The sequence below is a fragment of the Bacteroidales bacterium genome (assembly GCA_014860585.1).
Classification (GTDB): Bacteria; Bacteroidota; Bacteroidia; order Bacteroidales; family 4484-276; genus RZYY01.
Window position 1 is genome coordinate 1 of the sequence record JACZJL010000186.1, and the last position, 17,657, is coordinate 17,657.

Below are 17,657 nucleotides of genomic sequence, written 5' to 3' on the forward strand. Positions count from 1 at the left end.
GTGGCTGAAGGGGATGCGGAGTACATTACCCGCCCACGCTCACGTAAATCCCTGAAAAACGAATTCTTCGAATCAACACAATGAAAATCTTTCTTGACGCCAACGTGCTTGTGGCAGTTCTGAACAAGGAGTATCCGCTATTCAGCGATGCTGCAAGGGTGCTTAGCCTTTCGGATAAATCAGGTTTCCAACTTTTTACCTCGCCAATTTGCCTGGCCATTGCCTTTTATTTCGCTAAAAAGAAAAGTGGAGCTGCAGATGCAAAGCAAAAAATTAAAATGCTGACTGACCATATTCTGATCGCTCCAACCGATGCAGCCGCAGTTCAACAAGCGATAAACAACCAGCAGGTACTCGATTTTGAAGATGGCCTGGAGTACTATTCCTCTGTTGGAGCTGGTTGCCAGGTTATTGTTGCCGAAGATAAGGATGATTTTTATTTTGGGGAAGTGCCGGTAATGAACTGCGCTGAATTTCTCTTCAGCGACTTGTTCAAAACTTATACCCCATCGTGAAATAAAGCCCTTTATAATAAAACTCTTTGTCTGGTGAACGGGAAATATTGGTGAGTCCCTGGCGATAGGTGAATGCCATCTGAAGTTTCATGATATCCATACCAATACCCATACTCACGCCCCATTCCTGGTCATCATACAGATCATCGTAATTCAAACCGTCCAGGTTGTTTTTTCCTGCAAAGGTGTAGCTGTAGTAAGGGCCAATAAAAGGAAAAGCCCGTACCATTTCATTCGACTCATTGGCTGGATTATATTGCAAATTCAAGGGTGTCGTAATTTCATGACGGCGAAAAATTCCTTCAGGCGACTGGCTTCCGTTGTTATCGTAAAGAATTTCAGGTTGTATGGTGAATCGTTTTCCCAAATGAACCTGCCCGAAAGCTCCTGTGCTGAATGCAAAAACGCTCTTTGCGCGATAAAACTCATCCGGATAATATTGATGAGAACCACCAATATTAAAAACAATTCCCCAATCAAACCGCACAGCGCCGGGTTGCTGAAGGGCAGCAAACTGTCCTGATGGTTTTAGTTCTGGAACTTGCGACAGTTCAGTGATCAACTCCTGCAAAAATTTGGTGATCTCAGCCATTCCTTCATAATCGAGCAAATCCCAGGTGTCTTCGGGCTTATGATAAGGCGACCTGGTTCCGGTAAAAACATGGATCGACGGAATACCGGCATCGCCAAAAGGTCCGGTGTCGGTGTATTGTGAAATGTCAGCGGCTGTTGAGCCAGTTATTATCCCCTGATTTGATGCTATGCCTTCGAATAATTTCACTCCACCGGCCAAACTACCTGATCCTCTCATATCCAGCTTTTTATGCGACGAATACATCCCCACCATGTCGAGGCTGAACATCAGCCTGATGTCGCTGGTGCTGAAGGTGGTATTTTCGTTGATGAAACGTTTTGCGCCAATCAGGCCGCTCTCTTCGGCATCAAAAGCAATGAAAATGATACTGCGACCGATGGCTTCCCTGTTTTCGGAAAAATAGCGCGCCAGCTCAATCACAGCGGCGGTTCCTGAAGCGTTATCATCAGCGCCATTGTAAATTACTTTTTCATCCCCGCGGAAAAAATATCCCAAATGATCGTAATGGGCGCCGATCACAATGAACTCATCTTTCAGGATTGGATCTGCTCCGGGAAGATAACCCACCACATTTGTCCCTAAAATATTTACCAATTGAATCCGCAGCTCAAAATCCTGAAAATAGTCATCGTCATAAGGTTGAAGGCCAAAGGATTGAAACTGCTCTGCAATATAGTTCTTTGCCATGATCTTGCCGTGTGATCCAAGGCTACGCCCTTCAAGCGAATCCGAAGCCAGGAATGACAAATGGCTTTTGAGCCGAAACACCAAAAGAAAAGGATCATCATTTTGTGTTTTACCATTTACAGGGAATAAAAACACAAGTGCCATCAGAACAAGAAGCAACTTTTTCATTTAGAAGAGTTTAAATTGTATTTACCGGCAATATTTCTCCAATACCCGCGCGGCTTTTTCAGATCTTAGACTTGCAGCTTTGCTCCAGCTTTGACATGCTTTTACCTTATCCCCTGTCCAATAATAAGCCAGACCGAGGTTAAAATGCGCCTCTGTATAGTTGGGATCAATCTGAATGGCTTTAGAGAAATCGGCGATGGCTTTCGGATAGTCTTTTAACTGCCCGTATGCTGTACCACGATTAAAATAACCGGCAATATTTTTAGGAGAGAGTTTTAGCAGTTCATTATTGGCTTCAATGCAACTTTGCATGTTGTTCAGGTGATAATGAGCCAGGCCTAAGTGGAGATAGGCTGTTGAATCCATTTTATCAATTTCAGTTGCTTTCTCAAAATCCAGCACTGCATTCTGGTAATCTTTGATTTCGAGGCGCCCCTTGCCACGGTTGATGTAAGCTGAAGTCATTTGCGGCGCCAGATTGATCACCGTATCAAATTCGAGAATACCTTCTTTAAAATTTTTAATCCTGTAAAGGACAAGGCCACGCTTGTAATGAAATTCAGCAGTGCCATGGTAGCGGTTATAGTCTGCCAAGTCAACTTCTGAAAACGATTCTTCAGACTGAAACTGTGGACCTGTGGAGTCTGGGGAATAAAGATCACCTGAATGACCTTCCTTACTCATTTCGAGTTCCGTATCCTGAACACCAATTGGAAGCTGTCCCTCCTGATTTTGACTCCCTTTATCGCGGTTTCCGGTACATGACGCCAACAATACTACGATCATCAGCAGATAAATAAGTTTTCTCATGGACTTCAAATTAATTTTTCGCAAAAGTAGCAAATTCGCTCCGAAAAGGTTTGCGTCAATTGTATGTTAGCATTAACCCTGCTCATCTTTAGTTTAGTTTTCGTATTTTCGCAGCCTGAAATTTGCAAAAACTTTTCCCAACATGGATTACAATTTTAGTGAAATAGAGAAAAAATGGCAACTCTACTGGGCTGAAAATAAGACCTTCAGAGCAGAAAACCAATCAGACCAACCAAAATACTATGTCCTCGATATGTTCCCCTACCCTTCCGGCGCAGGATTGCATGTCGGACATCCACTCGGTTATATAGCTTCTGATATTTATTCGCGCTACAAGAGGTTAAAAGGGTTCAATGTGCTGCACCCGATGGGCTATGATGCATTCGGTCTTCCTGCTGAGCAATACGCCATTCAAACCGGCACGCACCCTGAGGTTACTACCAATAAAAATATTGACCGGTATCGCGAGCAGATGGACAAAATCGGGTTTTCGTTTGACTGGGACCGAGAGGTGAGAACGTGTGATCCCGGTTATTACAAATGGACACAATGGACATTCATTCAGTTGTTCAATCACTGGTATGATAAAAAAACCGATAAGGCACAACCAATTGCCCAATTGATAGATCATTTCAAAATCAACGGCAGCAAAGGAGTTGAAGCTTCAAGTGATGAACATAGACATTTTAGTGCCGGCGAATGGAACACAATGAACGAAAAACAGCAGCAGGAACTGTTGATGAATTACCGTCTTGCATACCTGGCTGATACAATGGTTAACTGGTGCCATGACCTGGGAACTGTGCTGGCAAACGATGAGGTCGCAGAAGGGTTTTCGGTTCGCGGAGGGCATAAAGTGGAGCGCAAACTCATGCGCCAATGGTCGCTGCGCATCACCGCCTATGCTGAAAGGCTGCTCCAGGGTTTGGAAAAGTTGGAATGGTCAGAATCGATAAAAGACATTCAGCGCAACTGGATCGGCCGCAGCGAAGGTGCAACGGTGAGGTTCAGGGTGGAAGACCGGAAGGAAGAAATCGAAGTTTTTACAACTCGACCAGATACCCTATATGGAGCTACTTTCATGGTGCTTGCTCCCGAACATGAGCTGGCTGTTGAAATCACAACCCCTCAAAACCGGGGCCCGGTTAGGGAATACATCGAAAAGACAAAGCATCGTTCCGAGCGTGAAAGGATGACTGAAGTGAAGAGGGTTTCCGGAGTATTCACCGGCTCGTTTGCCATTAACCCGGTTAGTGGTGAGCGGCTGAAGATATATATTGCAGACTATGTGCTGGCCGGTTATGGAACCGGCGCTATCATGGCCGTTCCAGCTCACGACAGCCGTGACTTTGCTTTTGCCAAACACTTTCTCCTGCCCATTATCCAGGTCGTAAAACGTCCGGGCGAAACATTAACCCACCCTTACGAATGGGAAGAATCCTATGATGCCAGGGAGGGTGTAATGATCAATTCCGGAGTAATTTCCGGGATGGAAGTGAAAGATGCAATACATCACATCATCGATTATCTCGAAGAAAGAGGCATTGGCAAAAGACGGATCAACTTCCGCCTGCGCGATGCCATTTTCAGCCGGCAGCGTTACTGGGGTGAACCTTTCCCGGTTTATTACAAAGATGATATGCCCTATATGCTCGACGTAAGTGAACTGCCTTTGCGCCTGCCTCAGGTGGATAAATATTTGCCAACTGAAACAGGCGATCCGCCGCTGGCCAGAGCCAGGAACTGGAAAACAAAGGAAGGCCTCCCCCTTGAAACCAATACAATGCCCGGCTTTGCAGGGTCCAGTGGTTATTACCTGCGGTACATGGATCCAAAAAACGAAAAGGAATATTTTTCCAAATCAGCAAATGATTACTGGCAGGATGTTGACTTGTATATGGGAGGCGCTGAACATGCTACCGGTCACCTGATTTATTCGAGATTCTGGAATAAATTCCTTTTTGATCTTGGCCTAACATGCAAAGATGAACCTTTCCGCAAAATGATCAACCAGGGGATGATACAGGGAAGATCGAATTTCGTTTACCGTGTAAACCTCGAAAAAATGGCTGAGCATCTGCTTTGGGAAGAACTCAGGGACAGGAAAACCGGGATTACGTTTACCCGCGATTTTCGCGATGGCCATCGGAAATTTGACTTTTACAGCGAGGAAGCCAGGCTGATTATCGAAATTAAAAGGCAAAAATCACTCGAAAAAATTGCTGATCCTTATGAAGAATATGCACGCAGTAAAGGACTTAAACTGCTGCTTATCCCCATCCGTGATTTGCTTGATAAAACGGAGGTAATGTACCGAATCAGAAGGGTTCTCGATGGAGAAACTGTGCCTGCTTTTATTGAAAAAGAGGGGTTGGAAGCAGTTCCTGTTTTCGTTTCCAAAAATTATCCCGGACGGGAATTATTTTCTGATCCAATCCATGTAGATGTCAATATTGTACACAATGATGTGCTCGACATTGAAGCATTTCGCAAGTGGCAACCCCACCTTACCGAATCGCTTTTCCTGCTCGAAGACGGAAAGTACATTTGCGGATGGGAAGCTGAAAAGATGTCGAAATCAAAGTACAATGTACAAAATCCTGACCACCTGATCGAAAAGTACGGCGCTGACACACTTCGACTTTATGAGATGTTCCTGGGACCGTTGGAACAGTCGAAACCTTGGGATACAAATGGTATAGAAGGGGTTTTCCGTTTTATCCGTAAATTGTGGAGACTTTTCCATGACGAAAATAACCAGTTCAGGGTTACTAATGAAGCCCCGGTTGCAACAGAGCTGAAGATCATTCATGGAACAATTAAAAAAGTTGCTGATGATATTGAGCGGTTTTCATTCAATACAGGTGTAAGTAACTTTATGATTTGCGTGAATGAGTTGCATGAATTGAAATGCTTCAAGCGACAGGTACTCGAACTTCTGGTCAGAATCATTTCACCCTTTGCACCACACATTGCCGAAGAACTCTGGCAGTTGCTCGGCCATCATACAAGTGTGACCTATAGTACTTATCCGGAATATAACCCGGAATACCTGATAGAAAACACCTTCGAGTACCCGGTATCTTTTAACGGTAAAATGAGATTTAAGATAGAGTTACCGCTTGATTTACCGGTTAATGAAATCGAAAAAGCAGTGCTTCAGTCAGAGCAATCGCAAAAATGGATCGAAGGGAAGCGTGTACAGAAGGTTGTTGTTGTACAGGGAAAGATAATTAACATTGTAGTCACAGGTTAGAAGATTGCTGTTTCGGGCTGTCCAAATGATGACATGCTATTTGGTTCCTGTCAGAAATCTTAACAGGTTCGGAATACTTGCAGGCCATTCCTCTGCTATTTATCCTTCTTAACGTTACTTGGCAACTCGAGTCCATACCCCGAACGTTTATCTTCCCGTTTTAGCAGAATGGCAAAGAGCAATCCCAAAATTCCCAAACCGGCCAACATGATGAGCGCCCAGGTGTAATCGTAAACATAATTCCCTGTGGCAATCACTTCAGGGGTGATACCGGGATTGCTTCTGTCAAGCACAATGCCAATAAGCAACGGAAACGCCCACAACCCTAAGTTCTGGATCGAATACATGGCGCCGAAAGCTGTCCCGATCCTTTTTTCTGAAACAATCTTAGCAACCGATGGCCACATGGCAGCAGGCACCAGTGAAAAAGCCACCCCGAGGAAAACCATCGGGATGACAGGATTGATAGTAGTTAGTGCAAAAGTGAGGTGAATGGCCACCAGCATCAACGATCCCACCATCATGAGCGAGGCACTTCGACCGTATTTGTCCACAATAAAACCAAAAAATGGGGTGAAAAACATCGTCCCCAGGCTCAGATAAGAAGCGATCCGTCCACTGGCCTGTTGGCTCAGACTGAATTTATTAAGAAAAAAATCGGCAGAAAAAGACTGAAATGGGAAAACAGCTGAGTAAAAAGTTACGCAGAGCAGTGTGACATAGATGAACGACGGATTGGTTATCAGTTTTTTGAAATCAGCCAGGTTAAACTTCGACTTCTGAGTAGCCGAGGAAGTTTCAGCCAGTTGATGATCCAGTTTTTTATCGAAAAAAGTATAAAACAGGAAACCGAGGAATGCCAGACAAAGCAGGAATGCAGCAAACCAGATGGCGATAGTCCAGTGGGAGGCTGTTTCTTTCAGGTAAGGTGAAAAGTTAAAAGCAGCAAAAGATCCAAGCCGTGCAATCCCGATCTTTGTTCCCAAAGCCAGTGCCAGTTCTTTCCCTTTGAACCATTTTACGATGATTTTACTGATTACCACTATGCTGGTTTCGGCGCCCAGGCCGAAGAAAAACCGGCCAAGCAGCATCATTTTTAATTCAGGAGAATAGCCTGTCCAGAATGAACCGAACAAATGATAGAATGGCCCTCCGGAGGTATAGGTTTGACTTGCGCCGTAAGCCGTGATCATTCCACCAACGGCCATCATCCCGATAAACAACAACCCAGTCCGCCTGATCCCAAGCCGGTCGAGGATGACGCCGCCAAGCACGGCCATCAATAAAAAGGTGTTGGGGATAGAATAAAACGAGACGAACAAACCGAAATCGGAAGAGGTAAATCCAAATTCTGTTTCAAGTGTCCGCTTCAGGGGTGATATGGCATCGTAAAAGTAGTAATTGGCTGCTTGTACCGATGCCACCAGCAGCAGGATGCTCCATCGGTTGAACAGGGATTCTTTCATGGAAAGCTTCATGGCAATTTTACAGATTAACGGTTAAAAAAAAGTTTGGTCGGTAAACCAAATACGATCTTATCCATCAAAAACCCCAACCGAATCTGTTGTTGCCAGTAAGGTTGGGGTGAAATATTTACGTTAAAAAACTGACTTACTTTTTGTTAGGTTGGTCAAGGCCGTAATTTCTTTTAATATTTACTTTTTTCAGCACTACCGCCATGATGATGGCCAGTACTCCAAAACCTGCAAAAAGCAGTTCCGGTACCATGTAATTATATTTGGCTGCTGTATCTCCTGAGTCAATAAGTTCCTTAACTCCCGGATTTGATGCGGTAATTGACCAGCCAATCAGGATGGGAACTGCAAGCAGCCCGATATTTTGAATCCAGAATGTCAGGCCATAGGCAGAGCCAAGGAAACGCTCTTCAACTATTTTTGGGATGGAGGGCCACATAGAGGCAGGTACCAGTGAGAAGGCCAATCCCAGAATTACAATAGTAGCATAAGCAATAAAATGATTGAATACCTCAGCCGGCACCAGTGCAAAAATCAGGTGGGAGACGGTAAGCAGGATGGCGCCGTAGAGCATCATCGAGGCTCCGTAACCCTTTTTATCAAGAAAAGCCCCTATAAATGGTGTCAGAACCATGGCTCCAATGGGGAAGTATGAGAACATCGCAGCCGCATCTTTCAGGCTGATGTCAAGCTTTGATGCAAGCATATCCGTGGCAAATTTTTGAAAAGGGAAGATTGCTGAATAGAATAACACACACAAACTGGCAATAGCAATGAAACCAGGATTTTTAAGGATCAGCCACAAATCGCTAACGCGAAATTCATCTTCAGGCTCAAGGGCTGCTTCTTCGCCGAGCTGCTTGTCAAGACGCACATCCATGATGGTGTAAATCATGAATAACAGTAATCCTATGACCAGGAACGCTACGCCCCAGAACACTGAATTTGAAGCTCCTCCCGATTCAGCAAAAATAGGGGATAACCTGAACACAGCAAACACGCCAAGGCGTGCCACTGCCATTTCAAGTCCCATTGCAAGTGCCATTTCTTTTCCCTTAAACCACTTCACAATGGTTTTTGAAACCGTGATACCGGCCATCTCCACTCCAACCCCGAAGATGGCAAAACCGAAAAATGCCAGCTTCGCCGATGCTGGAACGGTAACCCAAAAGGAACTGAGAAATTCGTGAAACCCCGATTCAGCAAAGCCCTTTGTAAGTGCATAATACTTTAATGCACCTCCGATAACCATCATCAATCCAGACGTGACTATAGTAAATCGGATGCCCATTTTATCCAAAATAATTCCCGAAAGAATCAGGAAGAAGGCAAAGACGTTCAAAAAAAACTCTGACCCGCCGAGCATCCCAAATACTTCGGGAGACCATCCGTAACTTGTTTGAAACAAGATTTGGAGAGGAGCGGCAACATCAACAAAGAAGTAGGCAAAAAACATTGTTGCTGAGATGAGAAACAAAGCAATCCATCTTGCCGTTTTCGAATCACATAAGGACTTTCTTATTTTTTCCATTTTGCTGCTTTTGATAAGGTTAATTTTTTAAAGCGCCAAATGTAGCATTAATCATTTAACCGGTAAACGGTTTAGTTTAAAAAGCATATTTTGATAAAATAAATCGGTTGCAACCATGATCATGTTAACTTCCTTATTCTGTAAATCAGTTCATTGTCGACATATTAATTTTCACTCTTTTTGTGAAGCAAAATATCAATCAGGGTTTAACACTGAAACCACCGGCATTAGTCATGTTTTAAATTAGTCAGCAACAGATTAAAATTCGGGTATTACGCTTTTCAACTACCAAACAGAAATCCGCCGTTGTGCATTATTGATTATGAAAGCATTCCAGGCTTTTCTCCGCATCAAATCGAAGTCATGGAATACAATTCACAGGTTGAATTGAGGAATTGGTATTTTAGGATTGATTGGAATGAGCGAAATAAATGTACCAGAAATCAGGAGTTCATGCTGAACTCAACATTATCGCTGCCATCACACAGTTTATGTTATAATTGTCCAACAGTCCCGAAGGGTTGCTGCAAACAGCATGTCATTTGAGATTTGATGCTGAAGCCATTTATAATTCTTAAGAATCCGGAGAAAACGAATTGATCAATGGAAGCAGAAAAACAAAAGCGTACGCAGAAATATCAATAAACCGGAACAATGAAAAAAATTGACCTACACCTGATGCCTAGCAACCCAACTTACAGTTTTGCTTAAGACTACCGTATGATTAATTTCTTCCTGATCACTTCCTGCTTCCCCTGAATTTCGACGATGTACAATCCGGCTTCTTCGATGTTGAACTGCATTGTTTTGCTGTGCGAGAGAAAAGTCAGCATAGTCCTGCCGTTGATATCGAACACTGTAATGCGTTCGCCACTGTTGAGTCCGCTCAGCGTTACATTAGCGTTGGAAGGATTGGGAAACAAAGTTGCTGATTGTAATCCGGCAAATTCACCAACGCTGGTAGTACCCAATTCGATGGTTTCGAGCATCGAAAGCCCCATCATTTTGAAACTGCCGTCGTGGTGCGGCATTTGACTGCTATAAGTAACAGTTAACGGATAGGAGGTTTGGGATTGGTTGAAAAACACCTTCCAGCTAATGGATTCATCCTGCAGGAATCCTTCTTTCCAGAGGGTTTCGGGATCGTCGCCGTAAGCAATCAGCACTGCATTTTGATCACCCCAGAGAATCGCACCGGCGCACTTTTCTGTTGTTCCCTCAATGTAAAACACGCCGATCATATCGCCGGCGTTAAGTTCAAGGCCTGGTTGAATGGCTGTGATTGGAATCTGGATGACATGCGCCCTGTTCGTTGTGGTAAATTCCCAACCACCCGGCATTACAAGCATTGCTGGAACAGCAACGATGACTTCGGCAGGGATGCTTTCGCCATATTCAAATACGGCAGTGACACCGTACAGATAAGTCACGCCCTCCTCAATTTCGTCGGTGAAAGTTGTTTCCGGCAATAATTCCTCATTTAACTTTTCACCATCACGGTAAATATTGTAGCCTAAAAGGTTAACGGTTTCCGGCAAAAGGATTGAACCTCCGGCTGGCAAAACCTCGGCATTCAAATCGTTGCCAAGAATACCCCTGATGTTCCAGTTGTAAGACCAGCCGTTTGCACCCAGGGTCATCCAGTCATTGCCATTAATACGAATCAGATCACCCGATCCATTCACTCCAGGTCCGCCATCAACACCGGCAATAAAAACCAATTCGGTTTGCTGGGTTTCATAACCAATCCAGAGGTAATCCACTTCATTTAGACTGATCGGAAATGGCAGTTCAATATCATTCCACTGATAGGCGGAGATATTGCTGAGCGGCAGGTTGATTAGCATTACTTCAGCATTGATTCCGGTGTAAACTCTCAGGCTAAAAATGGCATTATTGGAATGGGGATAAAAACCCACTTTTTCGAGCTGCTTGCCATTATAGGGCATCAGATCAGAAGGGGTGAAACGGGCAGCAAATTCGTAGGTTCCGGACGATGTTCCGATGGCAGAATAAGGTTGTCCATTCCCAAAACGAAGTTCGTCAGACGAAGCTCCGGGAGCAAACCAGTTGAGGGTTACCATTGAATTATCAACCTCCGCCGTGAGATTTGAAGGGGGCAGTGCAATGCCCTGGCCTGTAATGGGGAGTTTCAAAATGCCGGTTCCGGAATACCCAAACCATTCCACATAAAGTGTGTCTGAAAATGTATTCACAGACGAAGGACTGAATACTACTGATACTTCCATGCTCTGTCCGGGTTGAATAGCCCAGGTAGAAGGATAAGCTGCATAATTTGTCAAAGTTGTTGTGAAACTCAGAAACATCAGCAGTGCATCGGTTTGATTGGTAATATTTGCCACTTCGATTTTTGATTCGAGAACCGGCGTCATGCCAAAATCAAGTGCATCCACATCAAATGTTGCCGGCAGTTGCCCTTCAACAGTGATGATCACCGGGAGAAAGGTTTGTGGATTGTTGAAATCGTTGGTGTTGAATTTGATATTAGAGGGATGGGTACCATTAGGTAACCCAAGGGTGTTTACCGACATGGTGGTAGTCAATGAACCTCCTGCCCCGATGGTTGCTCCCGAAACCGAAAAACTGATCCATTGGGGAAAATTTGTCACATTCCACTCTAATGGAGACACACCGGTGTTGGTTAGGCTTATCGTAGTTTCGAAGATTTCGCCTCCCTGCACTGTGGCTGTAATGATTGTCGGATTGATGATTAATTTCGGACCACCAACCTGCGCAGTGCGCTCGGCTGGTTCGCTTTCGCCTTCCGGGTAAACAGCAGTTACGGCATAATTATAAATGCCTGCCTGAAGATTGCCATCAACATAAATGGCTACATTCAATGGATCATTATTCAACTTAACACCATCGCGGTAAAGATTATAACCCAATAATTCCTCTATACTTTCCGGAGTGAAAAATGCACCAATTTCCGAAAAATCAACATTACTTCTGACTAATTCTGCTAATTGACCTGATTGTGCAATTTCAGATTGAATGATGTTGTTTGGAACAATGGTTTCCGGAGAATCTTCCACAAAAGCCCGAATGAACCAGTTGCTCGAAAAACCATATTGGCTGATGGAAATCCATTCACCGCCAAGGTTAATCATATCTCCAAGTCCTATTTCACCGGGCCCTGTGTCGAACGCAGCGCCAAAATCATAGCTTGCCACCTGGTTGATTTCAAGACCTATCCAATACTCCTGGTCCGATTCAATATTCACCGGGTTATCCAGCATTACCTCGCTCCATTGCATGGGAGGATCGCCATAAACCGGTTGACTATATATAAGTTGCGATGCATTTTCACCTTTCCAGATTTTTATTGTGTAAAGGCTGTACTCCCCCATCGGGAAATACAAAAATCTGGTAATCTGATTTCCTGCAAAAGCCGTCAAAGACTCAGCCGGCCAGCGCGCTGCAATATGAAAAACACCCGGCTCGGCAATCCCGGCAGCCGAGAGCAGATCTCCGGTGTCATAATTAATCCAACTTCCTTCATCACCGCTGGCGCCCCAGGTTAGGGAAATATCACTTTCGTCAACATGAACTGACAGATAATCTGGCTTTGGCAGTTGCAGGTTGGCATAAATGGGCAGTTCAATAACAGGGTTTTGGGGGTCATTGCTGAAAACGGTCACTGTTTCTTGATAAATACCCGCAAGTGAAGGGGTGAAAATTACTTCAACGGGACCAGTACCAAATGGATTAACGATGAGCGCTTCAGGGAATGCAGCAAAGTCGTCACTGCTGAATGTAATACCGGTTACTTCAAGGGGTTGATCCCCCTGATTAAAAATGAACATCGTTGCAGTATATCCCTGGGCGTAAGGCAGGTTACCAAAATAAAGCTCATTGGCGTTTACCTGAATTGATGGTTGGGCAGTCAACCTGAGCGGAACAGCGCTAAGTACGATCAGAGCGAAAAGAATGAGGTTTGACTTTACTAAAGTTTTCATCGTAATGAATATTTTTAAGTGATCGAAAAAAACCAGATTAACGGACAAGGAAACTGCGTTGATCAACCGAAATGTCGTCAGAGATGATCAGATGGTAGATTCCGGCAGGCAAAGTCTCAATGCTTAGGGTGAACAAGCCGGTATTTTGCCTGATATCGGTTGCATATACTTCGATACCCAGGTTGTTGATGATCCTAATCCGGCCATCAACATCATCCTGGTTAAACTGAATATTCAATTGATTCGTAGCCGGATTGGGGTATACATTTTGAATTAACCCCGTTGGACTGTTGGACAAGTTGTTAACGTTAGTCTGAATGTCAGGCTCCATCAGGAAAGAAACCGGAATTACAAGCCTTGAGTTAAGAATGCTATTGTTGTTGATTACCACATTGGCGGTCGTCAATGTGTCAGGCATAATTGCCCTCAGTTTCACAGTGAGTATATCGCTTGAAAGCGGCCCTATGGCGCCAACAGTATTGCCTGTCAGCTCAATCCAACCCGGCGGCGGTATGGTAGCCAGGTCGTAAACTACCACGCGATCGCTCAGATCACCAATACTATCGGTGCTTGTTTGCAGGGCAATCAAAACCAGTTTGTTTTGTTGCCAGTCGGGGGTAACAAAGATATCGCCTGCAACATCCGTCAAACTGTCGCTACTGCTAAAATTAGTTCCCTCGAATGAGACGCCGGTATGCATTCCCGTGGAAGGATGTGTGCGGAAGGCAACCGGCCCGTTTTCGCCAATGGCATAAACCCAGAGGAAAGGACCGCCCGGCGACCAATTATCCCAGGCAAGTCCGCTGGGTGGAGTTGAAAGGATGTAAAAATTGACCTCCTGACCTTGCATATTAATAACTTTCATGGCATTGCTTCCGGCCAGATAAAGCAATTCGTTTTGCGGATCTATTGCTATTGCATTCGGGAAAAAATTTGTATTTAAAATATTACCAACAACTTCAAGTGGGTCAGGATTGATCTTCAGAATAACATATTGGGAGGTTGCGTAAAGATAGACGCCATCTGTCGTTAATGCTGATCCTCCATATGGTGAAAAGTAGAGTTCCACTGAACTAATTATCGAAGACCCATCAGCAGATATTTTAAGGAGCATGGCGTTAGACCCCGGGCCGGGGCGTGTAATGACGTAGATAAAGCCGTTCAGGAAAACCAATGAACTGAATGTATTTTCTGTGATTGATGAGGCAAGTTCGGTTCCATTGAATTCTAAAAGAACATCGCCGGGAGGATTCATCTCATTTTCGGGATATTCGAGTGTTGCCAGCCAATTCAAATTGAACTGATCTGAAAGGTTAGAGATCGTAACATCAACTTCTATGGAATCATTATAGTAAAGGTTGTTTTGTATAAATGTCGGATTTACTGAGATAATCGGCCCGGGGATTCCTGTACCTTCCGGATCAAGGTCATAAAGCACAACCCAGTCAAGTCCATCATAGGGGTTTTGGTAATTTGAGCCTTGCATGGCTATAAAAGCAACTTTACCATCAATGATCTGGTCGGACATTGAGAGTGAAATTGCCTGGTCAACCCCAAACTGGTTTGTAGAAATTCCTTCGAAAGTAATGCCTGTATATTGGCCTGTAGATGCTTTAATCTGATATGCCAAAGGACGTACATCATCGGGTTCGTATTTCATTGACCAAACCCAGAGGTATGGCCCGCCGATGCTCCATGTATCCCATGCAATGCCGGCGGTGGGCAATTCCGGAAGAAAACTGATAATATTGACGATGTTTCCACTTCTGTTGATCTCAAAAATCTGGCTTCCATCGCCGCTTACCCAAAAATGATCTGTTTCAGGATCGTAAGCCAAACCGCTGGTATAGTACATCGGTGCAGCAATGGTAACACCGGTGGGCTGGAGTGTTTCCAAATCTATCTGATAAATCTTTGCTAACCCGGCTGCATACATGTACTCGCCATCATAAGTAAGGCCTTTCAATAAAATCAGTGAGTCGGGAAGTATACTGAAATCAATCAGTTCCTGTCCGTCACCGCTGATTTTATACATTTTCCTTTTCCATCCGGCATCAGGATCCGCCCCTGTGATATAGTAGTGATCGTCAATGTAAATAACGCCAAACAAGCTTCTGTCAGGGGTTGGCGTTAAAAAACCGGCATTAAATGCGCCGAGGGTGTCGCCTACGGCTGTGGTAGCTTTAAGGGCGCCGTTGTTTGCATTGGAATTTACCGGAAAGATCAGGATAAAACTGATCAGCAAAGTGGCAAGATAATACCGTAAATTTTTCATTTTATTGATTTTTTGAGATTTAATTTATTCAAAAAAGTTTGCTCTTTCAGTTCTTGCTGCAACCCGAAATTCTGCTTGTGCCTTTATGACGAACAGCTATCAAATTACCCTAAGCGAAATAACATTAATTTAAAGTAATTGTTTTTTTAGTAAACATAAAGCGGTAGCCTTGCAAAAGCAAAACTACCACTATTTTATTTTAAAGCTCCTTTAGCTGACGCTATTAAAATGCACCCGATCTACTTTTTAACCATTTTCCTTACTACCTGTCTTCCATTCTCATCAAAGAGAAAAACCAAATAAACTCCCGAGCTGAGGTTGCCGGTATTGATCCGTTCGCTGTTCAGCGGTTCATTCATGATTTCGTTGCCCATCAGGTTGGTGATCACCACTCGTGTTGCCCAGCCGGCATCGTGGAGTATAATCTGCTCGTTGAATGGATTTGGGTACAAGCGTGTGGATTTATCTTCGGGAGTATCAATGCTTAATGTCAGACCCCATGTGTCAAATACTTCCATATCGCTGTTGAGGGTAATCAGGCGGTTTGGAATTTCCTCCCATTCCCACGGATTTTCACCACTGTTCATAAAATAAGCATAGGAGTAGTCGCCTGCAGGCAATGCCATGGTGATGGTGTAAATCATGGAATTGTCCACACGCATCAAAGCCTGATCTCTGGCCACACCGCCAAGTACAGCCCATCCGTGCATCGAACCGGTAATGTTAACCATACCATTTTCCGGATCCATCCCTTCGGCATTGGTCATGTCGATGCTGAATGTAAGGAGGAATGTTTCAAATTCTTCGAAGTTGGCAATCAGGATGACATCTTCGTCAGGCATGGTAAAAAAGAACGAAGGCTGTTCGCTGACGACTTCGCCATTGGTGTAGGTCCAGTTAATGAACTCATAACCGTCATTTGGAATCGCATTCACCAGCACATCAACGCCGGGCTGGTACCAGGCTGAACCCAGCAGCAAGCCAGTGCCGGCAGGATTGGCAACCAATACTAAAAGACGTGTATCATCAACAACGAAATCTATTTCGGCAATTTCAGAAACACCGGTAGTGAAAACAGCCTGCACGCCGGCGGTGTATTCGCCATCGGCAAGGCCATCGAAAAGAAACTGAGTGGAAGTAACACCAGTGGCCACCTGTTCGCCATCAAGAAATACATTGAAACCATTCAGGTCTTCAGGGCCAAATGTGGTTACCTGGTATGATTTAGCAAGCGGGCGGGCATTTGACAGGCCTTCGTTTTGAGGATCGGCAACGGTCATCAACTCTGTGAGGTTGAGGGCTGCATCACCAATGGTGATGTTGTCAATAGCCCAGTAGTACCACATCCCGAAGTTTCCGGGGCCGTCCTCATTTTGCCATGCAAGGCGCGCTTTTTGTCCGGCATACATATCCAGATTGATGGTTGCAGGGGCCTGGTAAAAGTTTTGGCCGTACGGCAGGTTGCTGGCATTCCATAGCACTTCCCAGCTTTGACCATCATCGGTCGAAATTTTTACGTAATAATTATCGCCAAATGTTGAGCCGGTATAGCCGTAATACCAGAATTTCAGATCGCCGGCAGGCACAGTAAATTCTCTTGTAATCAGCCATTCATCCTGTTCGCTGAAGTCCCACATCATAAACACCTGGTAATTCCCATCCTGTGGGTCTATAGTTGTGTTATAAATTTCCACAGGGCCTGTAATAGTCCAGGTAGCAGGCAAGCCGGCATTGGTGCCGGAGTTGGTAACGATTTGGCTCCACTCATCGGGCAGGATGCCTTCTTCAAAACTTTCGACCCAGCCTGTCAGCGGATTGTTCCAGCTAAAAAGCGCCTGCCCGGGTTCCAGACCATCTTTCATCACCATCAGGTTAAAGGGCGCTTCAATTTGCTCTTCGAGAAGAATCACTCCTAAGTCGACGTCGCCATCAACCAAAACATTATCAGCAAAATATGAAGTATAGCCAAAAGCATTGACGCTGATCAGGTACATTCCTTCATAAACATCTTCGATAGTAAAAGCGCCATCGGCCTGTGAAACCACTGAATAACCTGTATTTGGTGTATAACCTTCAAGGATGATTTCGGCGCCTTCAATCAGGTTGCCGTCATTGCCCTGGACTGATCCGGTAACTGTGTATTGCGGAACAGGTGTTAAAACAGCATCCTGAATAGTCAGAGTATCTTCCTCAACAACCACATCTTCAATCACGAGCGTTGCGTAGCCGAATAAATCAAACTGTACTGAGTAGGTTCCTGCAATTACTGCCGGGAAATTGTAAACACCCTCAGCATTGGTGAATGCGGGCTGGGCAGAGCCACTCAGCGTTACTTCAACCCCTTCCAGAGGATTTGCACCATCAG

The 17,657-nt window shown here is 44.6% G+C and carries 9 protein-coding genes; 2 read left to right on the plus strand and 7 right to left on the minus strand.

Translation table 11 applies throughout. From position 1 onward, the window contains the following. Positions 1-80: 80 nt before the first annotated feature. Entirely contained in the window at positions 81-515 is a 435-nt protein-coding gene (locus tag IH598_17605; protein MBE0640332.1) for a twitching motility protein PilT, read from the plus strand. Here the strand turns inward: IH598_17605 and IH598_17610 are convergent. Further along, positions 493-1,965, minus strand: a complete 1,473-nt coding sequence (locus tag IH598_17610; protein MBE0640333.1) for a M28 family peptidase — start codon at positions 1,963-1,965, stop codon at positions 493-495. The genes IH598_17605 and IH598_17610 overlap by 23 nt on opposite strands. 21 nt (positions 1,966-1,986) lie before the next feature. After that, positions 1,987-2,775 (minus strand): tetratricopeptide repeat protein, encoded by a 789-nt coding sequence (locus IH598_17615; GenBank protein ID MBE0640334.1) that lies wholly within the window; start codon positions 2,773-2,775, stop codon positions 1,987-1,989. Positions 2,776-2,917: 142 nt separating this feature from the next. On the opposite strand from IH598_17615, the gene IH598_17620 reads away from it, so the two are divergent. Further along, complete coding sequence (locus IH598_17620) at positions 2,918-6,031, plus strand: leucine--tRNA ligase (GenBank protein ID MBE0640335.1); 3,114 nt, start codon at positions 2,918-2,920, stop codon at positions 6,029-6,031. Positions 6,032-6,126: 95 nt separating this feature from the next. Here IH598_17620 and IH598_17625 read toward each other — a convergent pair whose 3' ends face one another. The 5 genes from IH598_17625 to IH598_17645 all read right to left on the minus strand — a co-directional run. Beyond that, complete coding sequence (locus IH598_17625) at positions 6,127-7,509, minus strand: MFS transporter (GenBank protein ID MBE0640336.1); 1,383 nt, start codon at positions 7,507-7,509, stop codon at positions 6,127-6,129. Positions 7,510-7,642: 133 nt separating this feature from the next. Beyond that, positions 7,643-9,037, minus strand: coding sequence for an MFS transporter (locus tag IH598_17630; GenBank protein ID MBE0640337.1), 1,395 nt, complete (start codon positions 9,035-9,037; stop codon positions 7,643-7,645). 713 nt (positions 9,038-9,750) lie between these two features. Beyond that, entirely contained in the window at positions 9,751-13,017 is a 3,267-nt protein-coding gene (locus tag IH598_17635) for a choice-of-anchor D domain-containing protein (GenBank protein ID MBE0640338.1), read from the minus strand. Positions 13,018-13,054: 37 nt separating this feature from the next. After that, complete coding sequence (locus IH598_17640; protein MBE0640339.1) at positions 13,055-15,292, minus strand: T9SS type A sorting domain-containing protein; 2,238 nt, start codon at positions 15,290-15,292, stop codon at positions 13,055-13,057. 239 nt (positions 15,293-15,531) lie between these two features. After that, a partial coding sequence (locus tag IH598_17645) for a carboxypeptidase regulatory-like domain-containing protein (protein MBE0640340.1) occupies positions 15,532-17,657 on the minus strand: 2,126 nt, incomplete at its 5' end.